Source organism: Paenibacillus sp. J2L1-98 (assembly GCF_056269405.1).
Genome location: NZ_JBWDNW010000009.1, coordinates 73,040 through 89,129, shown reverse-complemented (window position 1 = coordinate 89,129; position 16,090 = coordinate 73,040). Strand labels below are relative to the sequence as shown.

The window sequence follows — 16,090 nt, the reverse complement described above, 5'->3', positions numbered from 1 at the left end:
TCTAACCGATCGTTACATTAAACGGAAAGTGTTTCAAAAAGTAAACGTCCATAATTTATTCCGTGATTCCCCAAGTGTCCTCTTTTATCAGCTTTTCACCCTTCTCGATGCGTGGCATACGCATCGTCACACGAGTTCCTTTTCCAAACACACTATCAATACTCAGACCATACACTTCACCGAACACCATTTGAATTCGACGGTGTACGTTCACAATTCCAATGCCAGTGCCATCCCCATTTTTGGAGGGTTCCGCCAAGCGGTTTCTGCCAAGGCGTTCACGAACAAGTGCAAGACGTTCAGGGGACATTCCTGAACCATTATCCTCCACGGTTAAACAGAACAGACTCCCATCCATATTTGCGTTAATCCGAATGTAATGCTCTGTCATCACTCCCATAGGAAACGCATGATGAAAGACATTTTCCACAATTGGCTGTAGGGTTAGCCGAACCATTTTCTCCAGAAGGTAATCCGGGGGAATGAGTACCTCAATCACGAATTGCTTCTGAAGTCTATGGTTCATAATCTCCATATAATTCAAAACATGATTGAGTTCATTCGCCACAGTAATCTCTTCCAGATTCGTCTGAATGGCATACCTCAGCATGAATGACATGGACTTCGCCATCCGGGAAATATCCTTTGCCCCTTCCTGGATGGCATAGCTGTTAATAGTAGCAAGTGAGTTGTAGAGAAAGTGGGGATTGATCTGCAGCTGTAGTGCCTGAAATTCCGCCTTCTGGCGCTCCAGTTGACTCTTATACACCCTGTCGATCATGCTGGAAAGCCGGGTAACCATCACGTTGTAGCTATGAATGAGCTCGCCCACCTCGTCTTGGCGTTTAGGATCCGGAAGATGAAACCAATTACCCTCCTCCGTTTCCCTCATGCCTTCCCTCAACTCACTAATGGGTCTGGTTATGGATTGTATATATCGGAAAGCAATAACAACGGCCAGAATCAGGGTTACTCCCCCTATCCATAGGGTTATCGTCCTGATGGAATTAATAGGCTTGGTCCACTCTTTGACAGGTACCGAAGCAACCAGCTTCCAACCAGCGTAGCGGGACTCACCGGTAACATATATTCGGTTGATTCGATCACCGTCGTCCGAAAAACTCGTTTTTCCAGAAGAAAGCTTCTTCATAAGAGAGGCCTTCAATTTCGTACCGATCATGCCGACATCCGGATGGTAGATCAGTCGCCCTTCCTCATCAATAATAAAGAAATACCCGCCGTTACCCAAATCAATACTTCTCCAAAGCTGAGCAAGTTCCTGAGCCTTAAATTCTATAGCCAGCACTCCCTCAATGCCATAAGAGTGCAGCCCCCTGACTTTCCGTGCCATTGATACGGTAAAACCCTTCGTATCGGGATTCAAGCTGCTGGTCAGCACAGATAAACTGCCATCGTCCGATGTTACGGCCAGCAAATCACCAATCCTTTCTGCCGCCTGATCCGTCTGCAGGGGCTGATATCCATCCCGTTCCTCGTAGACAATTCGGCCGTCCCGTCGTATTAAGTACACAAGAGTGGTCTGCGGGTAGTAAATAAGCACTGGCTTCAGAACATACTTCTTGATTTGTTGATAAACTGAATAATAGTCGAATAAGCTTTGCGGACCCGATTCTTCATCAATCTCCAACCAGTAGCGGATATCAATATTTCCAATTATCGAATTGCTTGCAAATTCGAATGTCTGCAGATATTGATCGGTTTGGAAAGCTGCCGTCTTGATATTCTGAGTCAAGATTGTTTGCGCCTGTTCCTCTAGTTTTTCAGCTGAGTAATAATAAGACAAGATCCCTTGACAGCTAAGAGACCCAATAATCAATACAACAAGAACGGACATTAGTCTCCAAGCCAAGCTTCCTCTTTTCATAGAATACCAAGGCCCTCTCTGTACTCCGTCGGCGTCTTTCCGACAACCTTTTTGAATATCCGGTTAAAATGGGGAGTATCCGAATAGCCTATTTCTAATGCTATATCTGAAATTTTCCACTGAGGGTCTTGAAGCAGCTTAATGGCCTTTTCCATGCGGCGTTGTAAACGGTATTGGATAAAAGTTTCGCCGGTCTCCCGTTTGAACAAGGCGCTAAAGTAAGTGGGACTAAGACCCAGCTGAGCAGCAACCTCCTCCAAGGAAGATTCTCTGGCGATATGAAGAACAATATATCGCTTGGCTTCTTCAATCGGGTCCTTGGCTTGTCCCTTCCGCTTGGATACCAAGTACCCCGTTAAATCCTGAATGGATTGCCGAAACATGCCTGTGGCAAGCTCCAGATCTCCCACTTCAATTCTCGGTTCCTCCCTGAAAGGATATACATTGCGTTCATTCAGCTTTTTGATTAAGAGTACAGTTGTTTTTCTAAGCAATTCGACAGCGGCTTTTGTAGGTAAAGCAGACCTTTTCAGTTGCTCCACTATTCCGTCAGTCATATGCTGAATTTCTTCGTGCCGGTTGTTCCAGATTGATTCCTCCAGCTTATCAGTCCATTGGTCGATGGCATACAGCAATTGCCGGCTCTCGGCAAGCTCCGCTCGTTCCTTCATAAGTTTGCGAAGCAATTCCTCCATGTCCTCCTCCGTCACTGGTTTAAGCAAATATTCTTTGACTCCGTAGGAGATGCATCTCTGAGCATAGGCAAAGTCCCCGTAACCTGAGATTATAACCACTTGGGTGTGCAGCTTCTTTTCCTGCAAGCGCTCGCACAATTCTAGACCATCCATAACGGGCATTCGGATATCCGTGAATAAAATATCCGGGGGTTCTTGGAATACTTTCTCCAACGCTTCCATTCCATTCATTGAGGTCCGGATGCAGGGCGATGCGCCAAGCACGCTTGATTTCTCAAGAAGTGTAACCAATCCTTTGATCAAGACAGGCTCATCATCGACGATATCAATTCGCAGCAAAAGGCTTCACCCGCTTCCTGTGTATTTGAAGGAAAGAACTCCTTACGATCCGCAAGGAGTTCTACTCTTACTTCAATATTGAGCTTAATTCTTGGGTACGACAATCCCAGACTTGTTGTTGAAGCGTTCGGTGGCTTCCTTGATTATCTCGTTTCCACCTTTGGACTTCCACTCATCCAGGACCTTTGGCCAATCGCTGACCGGTTCCGCTCCATAAATCATCTTGATGATATGGTTGGTGAGCAAAGGCGCCGCCGTATCTCCACCCAAAATCACATCCGGATTTTGGGCTTGAAGACTCGGGTTGAACTGGATGCCATTCCTGCCTTCCTTGGTCAGTATATTGTCTATAACGTTAATCAATTCTTTACCGCTGTCCGTCTGCTCGAGCAGCCCTTTGTTATAGGTGGTGTCCTTGACCATCCACAGCCAGTCGGAACGGAAGGCCTCTTCCAGTGTTCCCTTCTCATCTTTCGGCTGCTTATAGACAATCTTACCGCCTTCGGTCGTGTAATTCTCACCTTCTAAACCATAGGTGAAGAACTTGGCAGCCTCATCACTAACCATCCAATCAAAGAACTTGATGATTGCAGCCGGGTCCTTGACATTCTTGTTGATATAATAGTAACGAACGGCCGGTTTGTACAGAAAATTTCCGCCTTTTCCGTCAGGCCCTACAGGGGAAGGAATGATAGCAATCTTGGCACCAGGTACCGTCACGCTGAGCTTGGTCTGCAAGCTTGGCAAAAGGTTGGCATTTGCTGCCCAGATACCAACCTTACCCGAGTTGATGCTATTCGATAGGTTGGTTGAGTTGATGGTAGCAAATTCTTTATGCATCAGACCTTCGCTGAACATCGTTTTATAAGTTTCGATGGCCTTGATCATCCGATCCGTATTCATAAACTTAGGCTGGATCTGGTCACCCTTCTGCTCGAACATGGATTGATACGGATAGACATCGTAAGCACCAAAGAAGATATCCGCATACTTCAATCCCTCTCTTACTCCGAAGGGCTGCTCTACACCAAGCTTCTTGAAGGCTCTCATTACATTCAAATACTCATCGACAGTCTTCGGAACCGGTAGCCCCGTCTTCTCTAAAAGATCCATTCGAATGAAGGTTGCCCGGCGATTCATATTAGTCAGCCACTCCGGAATAGCCATGATCTTACCTTCATGTTTCACCAAATCCCAGGCTTCTTTCGGGATTTTCTTCAACAGGTTTTGTCCGTGCTTCTGCAGCAAATCATCTAACGGCATAAATACGCCTGCACTGACGGATCCGGCCATATCCTTCTCATACATGGAATTAGATTGAACCACATCAGGGATGTCGTTCGTAGCAAACATTTGGGCCATCTTCTGGTCAAAATCATTATGGGAGATGAGACGGATATTCAGGTCTGTATTGGACCTCGTTTCCAGCTCCTTAACCAACCGATCTTCATTTATGTCTTGGGAGGTTTCAATATACTTATTCGAATTGGTTCTCATGGAAATGGTGAATTTTGCTTGCGCCGCATGAGACTTATTATTATCTGCTGGTTTTTCTGCTTCTTTTCCGGATCCGCATGCTGCCAATACGGATACTAATAAAATACTGGACAAGAGCACTCCGATCTGTTTTTTCATGGTACCCCTCTTTTCTGTATCGTTATAATAATGAATATATAAGAAGACAGTGAGCGTTTACACGATGCTTTTTCTTATTCCGTCCTTACCTTTTCTTCCAATGGTTTCTTAAGACTTTACAGATCCGAGCAACATACCTTTCACAAAATACCGCTGCAGGAACGGATAGACCATAATAATTGGAATTGTTGCTACCAGGATAACGGCCATTTTGATACCTTCCGGAGAGGACATGATGGCGGAATTAAAAGCTTCCGCGTTAGGATCGATCTTAAATTCATCTTGAATGATCATCTCCCTCAGTTTAACCTGAAGAGGTGCCAACCTGCGATCATTAATGTAATAGATGGCAGATTGGAAGGCATTCCAATGGGTTACGGCATAAAATATACCGAGAGTCGCCATGGCAGGCTTGGACAAGGGTAACACCATATTCCAAAGGATTCGCATTTCCCCACAGCCATCAATTCTGGAGGAGTCGATCAATTCTGTTGGAATCTGCAGGAAGAACGACCTCATGACGAAAAAGTTAAATGTACTAATGGCTCCGGGTATCATTAGAGCCCATAGACTATCCATTAACCCTAGTTCGCGTATGATCAGGAAATTCGGAATAAGTGGAGCATAAAAGATCATCGTAAAAAGGACTAATAAGAGTACATATTTCCTACCGATAAACTCCTGTCGTGACAAAGGATAAGCGAAAGTAGCGGTTGCCACTAAATTAATAAGTGTACCCAGCACTGTGATATACACGGTTATGCCGAAAGCCCTCCAAATGGATGGATCACCAAAAACCACTTCAAAGTTTTCGGTTGTAAAGTGTACCGGGAAAAACAGAACCTCCCCCTTCTCTATAGCTGCGGAATGACTGAAAGCTTGGGCGATAATGTTCAAGAACGGAAGAAACATCACAAGCCCGATCACAAGCAAAATCGAGCTATTAGTGACAAGGAATACTTTTCTTCCAAGACTCGGTTCTCTCATGAGTGGTTGAACCTCCCCCTATAAAATAATGTTTTCTTTCGTTGGCTCACTTATTCTTAGAATTTCAATATCTTGAGAAAAAATGCGGCACATGCATAGGGCTCCTTTCATCAGAATAGACCCTCACCATTTGATTTTTTGCTCAATGAGTTAGCCAAGAACAAAAGGACCAGACCGACCACGGACTTGAACAGTCCCACTGCCGTTGTATAGCTGTATTGCTGCTGCAGCAATCCGGCTTTGTAAATGTAGGTGTCCAGAATCTCGCCGCTCTCATTGTTAAGAGGGTTCAAAAATACATAAACACGTTCAAATCCAAAGTCCATAAAGTGACCAATCTTGAGCAAAAACAAAATGGTGATCGTCGGCATCAGGGATGGCAGCGTAATAGAAATAGTTTGCTTCCAACGCCCTGCTCCATCGATCTCGGAAGCCTCGTACAACTCCGGATTAATACTGGTAAGAGCTGCCAAGTAAATAATGGTTCCCCATCCACTATCTCTCCATATACCTGAACCAATAAGTATACTTTTAATGTACGAATCCTCTCCCATGAAATAGATAGGGTCTACTCCGAATAAACCAAGCACATGATTGACAATTCCTGTCGAAGGCGACAATATCCCGATCGTAATCCCGCTTACTATAATCCATGACAGAAAGTGCGGCATGTAGATCACGGTTTGAAGCAGTCTTTTGTATAAGATGCTTCTTAACTCATTCAACATCAGAGCTAGAATGATGGGCGCAGGAAACCCCAAAACCAGATCGTAAAAGTTGATGATGAGTGTGTTTTCCAGAATATGAATAAAGTCTGGGTAGGCAAACATTTGCTTGAAATGCTCAAACCCTACCCATGGACTTCCTTTGAAGCCTTTGAAAATACTGTAATTCTGGAAAGCAATAACTCCTCCCATCAAAGGTACATACTTAAAGATGATAAAATAAACAAGTCCGGGCAGGGCAAGAAAATATAACGCTTTGTACTTCCATGCGAACGATAAAACCTGGGGGATGTTTCTCGTAAAATTCGCCGTATTATCGGCCTTGATAAGCTTGCTCGCCAAATCTACTACTCCTTTCTACTTGTGTTATACTCCAATTGTATATCCGTCCAGTCAGTTCAACCATGATTCCACTTATACTCGACTTAGCTTTTCTTAAGGTGAAAGATGAATATCAAACGTCGGTAGGATGATGCGGTTATTGGGGGAAGAGCCATAATACTGGTAAAAGGACAAATTCAACCGGGGAAAAAGTAATAGGCTTACTTTTATTAGAGAATCCGGTGGAGGCACCGAGGGTTATATAGTGAGTTCTATGCCAATCGGTTTTTTTAAAAATAGAGGCTATTTCCTTCTTAGGATGCAAGGAATAGCCTCTTCTATTCATGATGGTTTCATATTTATCTAGAATATGCGGCTTTTCCACCCCAGTAGCTTGGCCAAAGCCTCGACGTAGTAATAATCGCCATAAATGAGAGAAACATCGATATTCTCCCCCGCTGGCTTGTGACCGGTTCCTGCTATTAGTATCGCTTCATGATCTGGATGATCCCAAGTACCATAATGCTTGGTCAGCGACAACAGAATACGTTCAGCCGCACGGCGGTACATGCTGCCAGCCGCTCCCGGAATGGCATCTGCAAGCTCCAAGAGGCCTGAGGCTGCACAAGCAGCCGCTGATGTGTCTCTAGGTTCCGCATCAAGTGATTCCTCTGCCCTGAAGTCCCAATGGGGAACGGAATCCTCAGGTAAGCAAGCCAGGAAGTAATGAGCCACGCGCTGCGATGCTTCCAAATAGCGTCTATCGCCGGTATAGCGGTAAACATTCGCCATGCCGTGCAGCGCCCAAGCCGCTCCCCTGCTCCAGGCAGAGTGCGGTCCAGCCCCTTGCCCTCCTAAGGACTCGATAAATTCGCCCGTTTTCGGATCAAAGCTAAGGATATGGTTCACGGAGCCATCGCTGCGGATAAATTTGCTGACGACCGTGTCCGCATGACTCCGGCCAATGTGTTCAAAGCGCGGATCGCCCGTTTCTTTGGCTGCCCAGAACAGAATGGACAAATTCATGGAGGAGTCCACAATGGCCCAGCCAAGCTTATCCTGATTCCAAGCGCGAATAAATTGACCGGCGTGATTGAATCGGCCTGCCAAGAAATTTGCCGCATAAAGTCCTCGGCGCAATGCATCCTTACACCCCGTCAACTTATGTTTAATGACCGCGGTAGGCAAAAATTGAAATCCGACATCGTGATGAAAATTATTATCTTCGGTAAATAGATGTTCAAGCCGGATATCCCAATCCCAAGCAGCCGTTTTATAATGCTCTTGCCCCGTCATGTCATAAAGGATCCATAAAATCCCGGGCCAAAAACCCGATGTCCACCAATCGAGATGCAAATTATCATATACGCCATCCTCCTTAGCCACATGCGGAGACTTTCCTTCAAGCTGTACGATCATGCGATCTACTTTTATCTGCAGCGCTTCCCAAGCTTCGGGGAGTAAATCCTGCAGTTGTTTGGCTTCTTTCCAGCGATCCGATACTTGAATCATAGATGCTCCTCCTAACATTCTCTGCTGTTGTCGCACACAATCGCAACTTTCACTTTCCCACATAACGGTCGATCTGCTTTGCAGATTCAGCGGCCTCCCGTAATATATGAACAAGTCCATAATAGCAAAAGTTCCCCTGATTTAGTTACAGGCATTTATGATAAAATGTTGTTATATTACGATATTAGAGCCCATAAGAAAAAGGAGCTGCAGGATCCGATGAGGCTGATGAATTATATGAATTTAAACCGGCATCCCGTTCAGCTATGCTTTTATAAAGACCGAACGAATGAATTCAGTGAGATTTATCACGCTCATCAAGGAATGGAATTTTTATATGTGCATGAAGGACATGGCCATGTCATAGTGGAGAGGCAAATATTTGAGCTCGCTCCGGGCTCCTTATTTTATTTTAGCCCCTTCCAGCTTCACCGCATTAGGATATCGGGTCTCCCCAATCAGTCGTACATTCGCTCCTTATTTGTTTTCGAGCCGATGATATTGGAAGAAGTTCTTCGGACTTTTCCGGGACTTCAAGCTTTTCTAAGAAAACTGTGGAAGGACAAGGCAACCCTACAAAACGTGAACGCGGTAGGCAGCGCGGGTTTGGATGCTTTGATACAAATTCATTCGCGCGCCCTGCGGCAATGTCCCCCGGAGCTGCTGCTGGAAGAGCAATTACTCTTCCTTACCACACTGCTTCATCATCTTCGTTCCGTTTGGGACGATAACAAAGAATCCGAATTTCCCGGCCTTCGCAGACCTTCGACAACGGCCGAAAACATCATGGAATGGATTGAGGAGCATTACATGGAACCCTTTGAGCTGAACAGGCTCGCCCAAGCCGTGCATCTATCACCTAATCATGTATCGAGCCTGTTTCGTAAATCGGTAGGCAGCAGTATCACGGAATACATGACGGCCCGCCGCATTCGCCAAGCGTGCTGGCTGCTCCGATCCACAGACCTTTCGATTAAAGATATAGGCGAAACAGTAGGTTTACCCAATTGTTCATACTTTTGTCAAACGTTTAAGAGACATGTCGGCTTGAGTCCTTATCAATTTAAAAAAGAACAGTTAAGTGGTGGTACGCCGTCTCCATCCAGCTAAGAATAAAGAATGGGGAGATCTGCTTGGTTATCGATCCGGTTGAGAAAGGAAGCTTCACGGGTCTCTCAAAAATATTTAGATCAGGAGCGGAAATGTACGGATTGAGGGCAATGAGATCCTCTTTTCGAACATTGGCTTATCCGCAATTTTCCTCAACGTATCCCCGTCTCCAGCGATCCATAGCCTCAGTTTCATCACACCCTTTTGCCGAAGCAGAGTATGCGGGCCTTTTAAACCCAACTAACTCCTGCTTCCTTAAGCAACTTCTTCAATGCTTTTTGTGACTCTCACGGAGAAATCCGGATGTGCGATACCGAGTGTGCCTTGCGGTTCAACCGATATATAGGCCCGCGATATTCTTGGAACAATCCGCTCTCCCCGCCTGCGCTTGGCGTTCGATCCTGCGAATTTCATTAGAGCCCAAGTTCTTCCGATGACAGACGCCTTCAATTGCGAAATATAGGATAATAATATAATTTAAGGTAACCCTATGGATATCGATTACTCTGATGATAAGTTCAATAAGTTTTTGAGCTTCTACACCGCTGCAACAACTGATACTACGAATATGGTGGACTGGCTCAATTCTTGGAATCCTTCCATCTGCCAGACTTAGATCTCCTAATCCCCCCAGACTATTTGGCGTACCCGGTACAAACGCCGTGAATTGAGTAAAGATCTAAAAGTGGAGGAAAGGCATATGAAAAAGTATTTCAAAAGAGCTTTAATCGGACTGTCTTTCACAACAATACTATTACTATCCTTATCAGTGACGGTAAGCGCTGGTGAACCTGCCCCTATCATACCCAAACCCGTCATATATACAAAGGGCTCAGGGAATTTCACTTTAACGAGCAGTACATCAATATATGTTCAGGGGACAAGCATGGCTCAAACCGATGAAATTTATAAGATCGGCCAATATTTGGCTGATAAATTAAAACCGGCTACCGGTTTTGGCTTCAATGTGGTGAAATCAGGTAAGCCTCCTGCTGGTAGCATTTATTTGTCCACAATCGGCGGAAGCTCGAGTTTAGGTCAGGAAGGCTATAAGCTGAATACGACTGTAAGTGATGTGAAAATAACGGCTTATACCCCGGAAGGGCTTTTTAGAGGTATTCAGACCCTGCGTCAGATGCTTCCTGCTGATATTGAGAAGCGTATTCTTGTTACAGGCGTACCTTGGGTAATTCAAAGTTCAAACATAACCGATGCTCCCGCCTATTCATGGCGCGGCCATATGCTTGATGTTGCCAGACACTTCTTTACTGTTGATGAGGTCAAGCGCTCGATAGATCTTATGGCCCAATACAAAATGAATGTATTTCATCTCCACCTTACCGATGATCAGGGTTGGAGAATCCAGATCAATTCCTGGCCGGATTTGACCACGATCGGTGGCAGCACACAAGTTGGCGGAGGTGTCGGAGGGTATTATACTCAGGAAGAATATGCGGATATTGTTAATTATGCCAAAGACCGATATATCACCATTATTCCCGAAATTGATATGCCGGGACATGTTAACGCTGCTTTAGCTTCCTACGGAGAGTTGAATCCGGATGGAATAAAAAAAACCTTGTATACCGGAACAAATGTGGGCTTCAGTACACTTATGACCCAGTCGGAAATAACATATAAGTTCATTGATGATGTCATACGTGAGATTGCTGCCATTACGCCCGGACAGTACATTCATATTGGCGGTGATGAAGCTAGTTCAACAACCCAGGCTGATTATGACTATTTTATCGGCAGGGTGAAAACGATCGTCGCTAATCATGGAAAGAAGTTGATTGGGTGGAATCCGTCCGTTCGACCAAGTTTAGTGGATACAGATTCCTTACTGCAAAACTGGTCTACAACCATTGCATCGGATGCAGGTATAGATATGATTCTCTCTCCTAAGACGAAAGCGTATTTGGATTATAAGTATGATAGCAGCAACCCCATTGGTCGAACGTTTGCGGGTTACAATCCGACAGATGATACTTATCAGTGGGATCCTACCGATTTCGCTCCGCAAAGCGCAGTCATGGGTGTTGAAGCTCCCTTATGGACAGAAACGGTACAAACGATGGCTGATATTGAATATATGAGCTATCCAAGAATGCCTGGCTACGCTGAAGTGGGCTGGACACCAAAAAGTATGAGAGATTGGAATGAGTATAAATACAGGCTGGCAGCTCAAGGTTCGAGAATGATTAATGAGGGCATTCATTTCTACCCAGACCCGGTTGTACCATGGAGTTATACGAATCTGAATAAACCGACAACTGCTTCCTCTGTAGAAACGAATGCGTTTCCTGAGCAATAATCCTTCTGGCAGCATAATAGATCACATAGCTGTCGCCGGAGAAAACTCCGGCCGTCGGACATATGCGCGATAGTAGGATTGGTGTATTTTAATTCGACCACTCCACATAAACATATACGGATATGGATTTTTCCAAAGGAAGGTGATTCCAGCTGAGAGTATATGTCGCAGGGGATGGGGATTCTCTCCGGAAAATCGCAGCCAAACAAGATGCCGATTTACAAGACCTGCTGTCCCTTAATCCGCGGTTTCCGGATCCCGACACGGTGATTGCCGGTAAAACCGTTGCCCTTCCCCAATCTAACTTCCCTTACCCGGGCAGCCAGGCCCTTCCCCCCTTCTGCACATCGGATGTTCCATCAGAATTTATGCAGGACTGGATACCGACAACACCCTTGGAGAACATGGCGCAAACGAATTATGACGTGTTAATTATAGGCAGCGGGGCTGGAGGAGGAGCTGTCTTGTGGAGGCTCTGTGAGCACTGGAAAAAAAGCGGCAAAAAGATCGGGATAGTGGAAGCGGGTAAAGCTTTGCTGAATACTCATGTACGTAATATCGCAACAATGGATGCGGAACGAGTGAATAAATATTTTGCCAATCCCATAATTTCCAAACCGATCGGGAATTTACTGCCGCAATTCCGCGGGGCCCAGCAGTTTACGACACTCGGGGGAAGAACCTTGTTTTGGGGAGCGGTTTGTCCGCGGATGCATGCTTCCGAGCTGGCGGACTGGCCTGTTATACCTCAGGAGATGGAATATTACTATGACATCGCCGAAGAGGTGATGAGAGTATCTTCAAACTACACCCAAGGCTCCTCATTTACAGAGGTCCTCCTTGCGCGGATAAGGGGGAGAGGATATCCAGAAGCCATAGACATTCCGGTAGCGGTTGATCTGGAAAGGACGAGGTATGGGGAAGTGCACTCCAATGCATACTTCAGTTCAATTGTTTTCCTTGGCAGAGCTTTGAATTTGCTTCCGTACGACTTGGCAGTTAACTCGCGAGCCATTAAAATCATCACGGAACAAAGGGCCGTATCCGGAGTCAAAGTCATGTCGCCGGATAGGAAAACCTATGACCTCAAAGCAAAAACCGTCGTCGTGTCTGCGAGTGCGTTGGAAACACCCCGCCTTTTGCTGTACTCCGGAATTCCGGGAAGGGCCATCGGCCATTATTTAACGAATCATTCCAGTGCGGAAGTTTCCTCCACGATCGGACGCGGGCAATTTCCCGAGAATCTGGGCAACCTGGGAATCTTGATTCCCTACTCGAATGTGCGTTCTTATCAGATCCAAATCCAATCGGATTTCTGGTATCAATATCAAGAAATCCCTTTACGTGAGGAGCTACAAGTAAGCATGACGGGTTTCGGCGTGGTTGAGCCACGGTATGAAAACAAAGTCAGCCTGGATCCTGTCAGGAGAGACGAATACGGCCTTCCTCAGCTCCGGGTCGATTTTTCTTACAGCGAGAAAGATCGATCCGTCATTCGCCAAATGGCGGATGGATTCATTCATGCGGCCGAAGCATTGGGAACACGATTGGTCACCAAAAATGGCGTACCTGACATCTGTATGAGGCTGCCCGGAAGGACCTATCACGATTCTGGGACGTGCCGAATGGGGGACGATCCCTTGACCTCTGTAACGAACCGTTATGGGCAAATTCACGGCGTACCCGGTCTCTATGTAGCCGACAACAGCGTACTGCCTTCCTCCGGGGCCGCCAACCCGACCCTATCGACCGTTGCTTTGGCGATTCGTACTGCAGATTATATCGCTTCTACATTTCAATAATCGAAAGTGAAAGCAAAGGATAACATATATACAATTTACATATGGGATGTGATTGTCTTAAAATGGCCGAAATACAAAGAAACCATATGGTCACTTTATCTGCTTTCGCCGACGAGTTTTCTCCGGATTTGGAAACGCAGATGGATCTTCTTGCCACTGAAGGCATTTATCATATCGATTTACGAAGTGTGAACGAAAAAAATGTGCTGCAACTAACAGACCGAGAGGTTGGAGACATAAAAAAGCGGCTGGATGCCCGGGGGTTCAAAATCGCATCCATCGCTTCACCGATCGGAAATACTGGAATCACAGTAGATTTTACCCCTCAGCTGAAGGATTTCAAGCGGGCCATTGATCTGGCTAAATATTTTCGAACCCCTTACATCCGTATTTTTTCTTTCTCAATTCCAAAGGGAGAAGACAAGTACAAATATAAAGACGAAGTTCTGAAAAGGATGAAGATATTGACTCATATCGCCGAACAGGAGAGGGTCACTCTACTCATCGACAATGATCCCCCTTTCTATGTGGATAACGGGGACCGTGCCCGCGATATTCTTGGAACAATCCGCTCTCCTCACCTGCGCTTGGCGTTCGATCCTGCGAATTTCATTAGAGCCCAAGTTCTTCCGATGACAGATGCATATCCTCTTGCAGCACCTTACATAGCTTACATTCATATGAAAGACGCCAGAGTAAATACGGGCGAAGTAGTTCCTGCCGGCGAAGGCGACGGTGAAATAAGAAAACTAATCGCTGCATTAAAAGAGAAACATTATTCCGGCTTTATTTCGGTTGAACCAAAAGGCACACCTGGTATAGCACATCCTGATTTCTCCGTAACAGCCGCAAAAGCATTGAAGAAACTGCTTAAAGAAGCAGGGGTTTGTTGGGGTTAAATGGCCCACCTGTCGGATCGGTTTCAATTAACACCCAATGATCAAATTCAAGATCACTAAATAAATTTACATCTCTCTTTAACTTTGGGCTGTATGCGATCCAATGATTATTACCATAACGTCCATACCGCTTTTTTATTAATGGTGTTGTATACATTCCAATCCCCCCCCATAGACGAACAGCTCGGCTAAGGCAGCAAGCACTATTTTTACAGAAGCTTTAAGGAAAAGACCGCATGGTACCTTCGGAATTCCGCTTGCAAGACGATTAGATATGAATCACAGAAGGCGTAAGATGCTCATCTTCTCCCCATTGCAAAGCAAAGCGGAACGGTTGCCCTGAACAATGAACGGTTACAACCAGCTCCTTGCAGGGGCGCGCACTTTCGATGGACATCGACCATTCTGAGGCTGGATCGCCTTGGCTGTCAGCGTTGAAACGGAAAGCATTCACGAACACCGTCTCCCCTTGCGCCCAAGCTCTCTGGATGAAGGATTGCCGGGTCGTATTGGGCGGATTGTCCGGCGTATGGGCTTTGAGAAGAATGGCAGAACGAGAGCACCAGCTGAAATGCTGAAGCGTCCCTCCACCTACAGTCCATTTCAGACTCTCTTGACCGTCAAGCGGCTTGGACTTCTTGTCCACGAACAAGGCTTGCGTTAGCTCGCTTAGCCGTTCTTCCGATCGCTGCCAATCCGATTGGCCGGCAAGTTGACCGCTGATATGCATAACCGTATCAATTTCATTTCCCTCGACTCCGGAACGTAAACCTTCACGATGTCCACCAAAAGAAAGTCCGTCATGATGTTCATTCTGCGTATGCGGGCGCCGGCGTACGATTCTTCGTGCCAAGGGCACATTTCCGCAGGGAGTTGAATGCAATCCCGCATCCTATAGTGCCCCCCTTTCCGCTCCACCGCCGCTTCCACCATGCAGCCCCAGCTCTCGTCCCGGAACTGAAGCCGCTTTGCGTCGGCCGGAGGCTGGTCCTGACCGTTCAGACAAACCGTATTGTGCGAATACGTATGCTTGAACCATCCATAATGAAGCGGAACGCCATACGCCGTCGTTCCCGGATCGGCAATCAGCGAAACGCTTCCGCTCCCGAAAGACAGGCCACGCCGGTCCATATGATCGTGCTCTCCCCCAAACGGACTATGCTTGACAAGCAGATGCCAGCCTCTTCCGTTCACCAACTTGGTCAGGCCGCTCCCTTCGGAGGAAGCAGCCGCGCGAAAGACGGACAGGATGACGATAATACCGTGAAGGGCTACGCTAAACGCTTGATCGGTCAGATTGGCTCCCGTCATCATTCCGGCCGAGGCGGTAACGTTCGGGTAGTACGCCGATTTCACAGTCTGGGCGTAAGGATTCGGGACAAATCGATTGACTGCGTTCATATAATTGTTAATTCGGGTTGAATGCAAGGAACGGAGTTCACGCATGAAGTGATTTTGGCATCCGCCTCGTTAATTTTAGCCTCTAGGAATGAGTCCGAAACCGGCATACTGTAAGCGCTTGCACAAGTGAGCAGATTAACCCATTTCAAGCGGAGGTCATCGAATTCGTCATTGGCGGCAAAAACGCGTCCATACTTCACCGATATACAGGTAGATAGAAACAAGGACAAACTTACGAGTAGAATCAACATTCGTCCCATAGAAGCACCCTCTCATTACAAAGTTTTGTTCATTCACCAAGATGATAGAAGCTGATGCGCAAGAAGGCAATGTTCAACTTTTGAATCCGTATTCTTTTTTTTACAACTGTTCAAGGAGAATAAAGTATTAGACTGAACCAATAATAGAAACAGCGGCGGCCATGGACGAGAAAATAAAGTCTGATATGCTCCCCATACGGTA

12 protein-coding genes are annotated in these 16,090 nt (G+C 46.1%); 4 read left to right on the top strand and 8 right to left on the bottom strand.

Features of this window, described 5'->3' with window-relative positions:
• Positions 1-55: 55 nt before the first annotated feature.
• The 6 genes from AC0YNZ_RS17675 to AC0YNZ_RS17650 all read right to left on the bottom strand — a co-directional run bounded on the left by AC0YNZ_RS17675 (position 56) and on the right by AC0YNZ_RS17650 (position 8,099).
• Positions 56-1,855, bottom strand: a complete 1,800-nt coding sequence (locus AC0YNZ_RS17675) for a cache domain-containing sensor histidine kinase (protein ID WP_475827975.1) — start codon at positions 1,853-1,855, stop codon at positions 56-58.
• Positions 1,856-1,881: 26 nt separating this feature from the next.
• Positions 1,882-2,919: a response regulator transcription factor gene (locus AC0YNZ_RS17670; protein WP_475827868.1), complete on the bottom strand. Its 1,038-nt coding sequence runs from the start codon at positions 2,917-2,919 to the stop codon at positions 1,882-1,884.
• A gap of 84 nt (positions 2,920-3,003) precedes the next feature.
• Positions 3,004-4,554, bottom strand: a complete 1,551-nt coding sequence (locus AC0YNZ_RS17665; protein WP_475827867.1) for an extracellular solute-binding protein — start codon at positions 4,552-4,554, stop codon at positions 3,004-3,006.
• Between the two features lie 108 nt (positions 4,555-4,662).
• Entirely contained in the window at positions 4,663-5,541 is an 879-nt protein-coding gene (locus AC0YNZ_RS17660; RefSeq protein WP_475827866.1) for a carbohydrate ABC transporter permease, read from the bottom strand.
• 110 nt (positions 5,542-5,651) lie between these two features.
• The gene (locus AC0YNZ_RS17655; protein WP_475827865.1) at positions 5,652-6,608 is read right to left on the bottom strand and encodes an ABC transporter permease; all 957 of its coding nucleotides are present in this window, start codon (positions 6,606-6,608) and stop codon (positions 5,652-5,654) included.
• A gap of 342 nt (positions 6,609-6,950) precedes the next feature.
• Entirely contained in the window at positions 6,951-8,099 is a 1,149-nt protein-coding gene (locus AC0YNZ_RS17650) for a glycoside hydrolase family 88 protein (RefSeq protein ID WP_475827864.1), read from the bottom strand.
• Positions 8,100-8,318: 219 nt separating this feature from the next.
• Here AC0YNZ_RS17650 and AC0YNZ_RS17645 point away from each other — a divergent pair, with 219 nt between their 5' ends.
• From AC0YNZ_RS17645 to AC0YNZ_RS17630, 4 genes are all read left to right on the top strand, one after another.
• Positions 8,319-9,209: a helix-turn-helix domain-containing protein gene (locus AC0YNZ_RS17645; protein ID WP_475827863.1), complete on the top strand. Its 891-nt coding sequence runs from the start codon at positions 8,319-8,321 to the stop codon at positions 9,207-9,209.
• 700 nt (positions 9,210-9,909) lie between these two features.
• Complete coding sequence (locus AC0YNZ_RS17640; RefSeq protein WP_475827862.1) at positions 9,910-11,526, top strand: beta-N-acetylhexosaminidase; 1,617 nt, start codon at positions 9,910-9,912, stop codon at positions 11,524-11,526.
• Between the two features lie 266 nt (positions 11,527-11,792).
• Complete coding sequence (locus tag AC0YNZ_RS17635) at positions 11,793-13,328, top strand: GMC oxidoreductase (RefSeq protein ID WP_475827861.1); 1,536 nt, start codon at positions 11,793-11,795, stop codon at positions 13,326-13,328.
• Positions 13,329-13,390: 62 nt separating this feature from the next.
• Positions 13,391-14,227: a sugar phosphate isomerase/epimerase family protein gene (locus AC0YNZ_RS17630; protein ID WP_475827860.1), complete on the top strand. Its 837-nt coding sequence runs from the start codon at positions 13,391-13,393 to the stop codon at positions 14,225-14,227.
• Positions 14,228-14,495: 268 nt separating this feature from the next.
• On the opposite strand, the gene AC0YNZ_RS17625 is transcribed toward AC0YNZ_RS17630, so the two are convergent.
• Complete coding sequence (locus AC0YNZ_RS17625; protein ID WP_475827859.1) at positions 14,496-14,957, bottom strand: hypothetical protein; 462 nt, start codon at positions 14,955-14,957, stop codon at positions 14,496-14,498.
• Positions 14,897-15,673 carry a heparinase II/III domain-containing protein gene (locus AC0YNZ_RS17620; protein WP_475827858.1) on the bottom strand — a complete coding sequence of 259 codons (777 nt, stop codon included), beginning with the start codon at positions 15,671-15,673 and terminating at the stop codon, positions 14,897-14,899. The genes AC0YNZ_RS17625 and AC0YNZ_RS17620 overlap by 61 nt, the downstream gene beginning before the upstream one ends.
• Positions 15,674-16,090 lie beyond the last annotated feature (417 nt).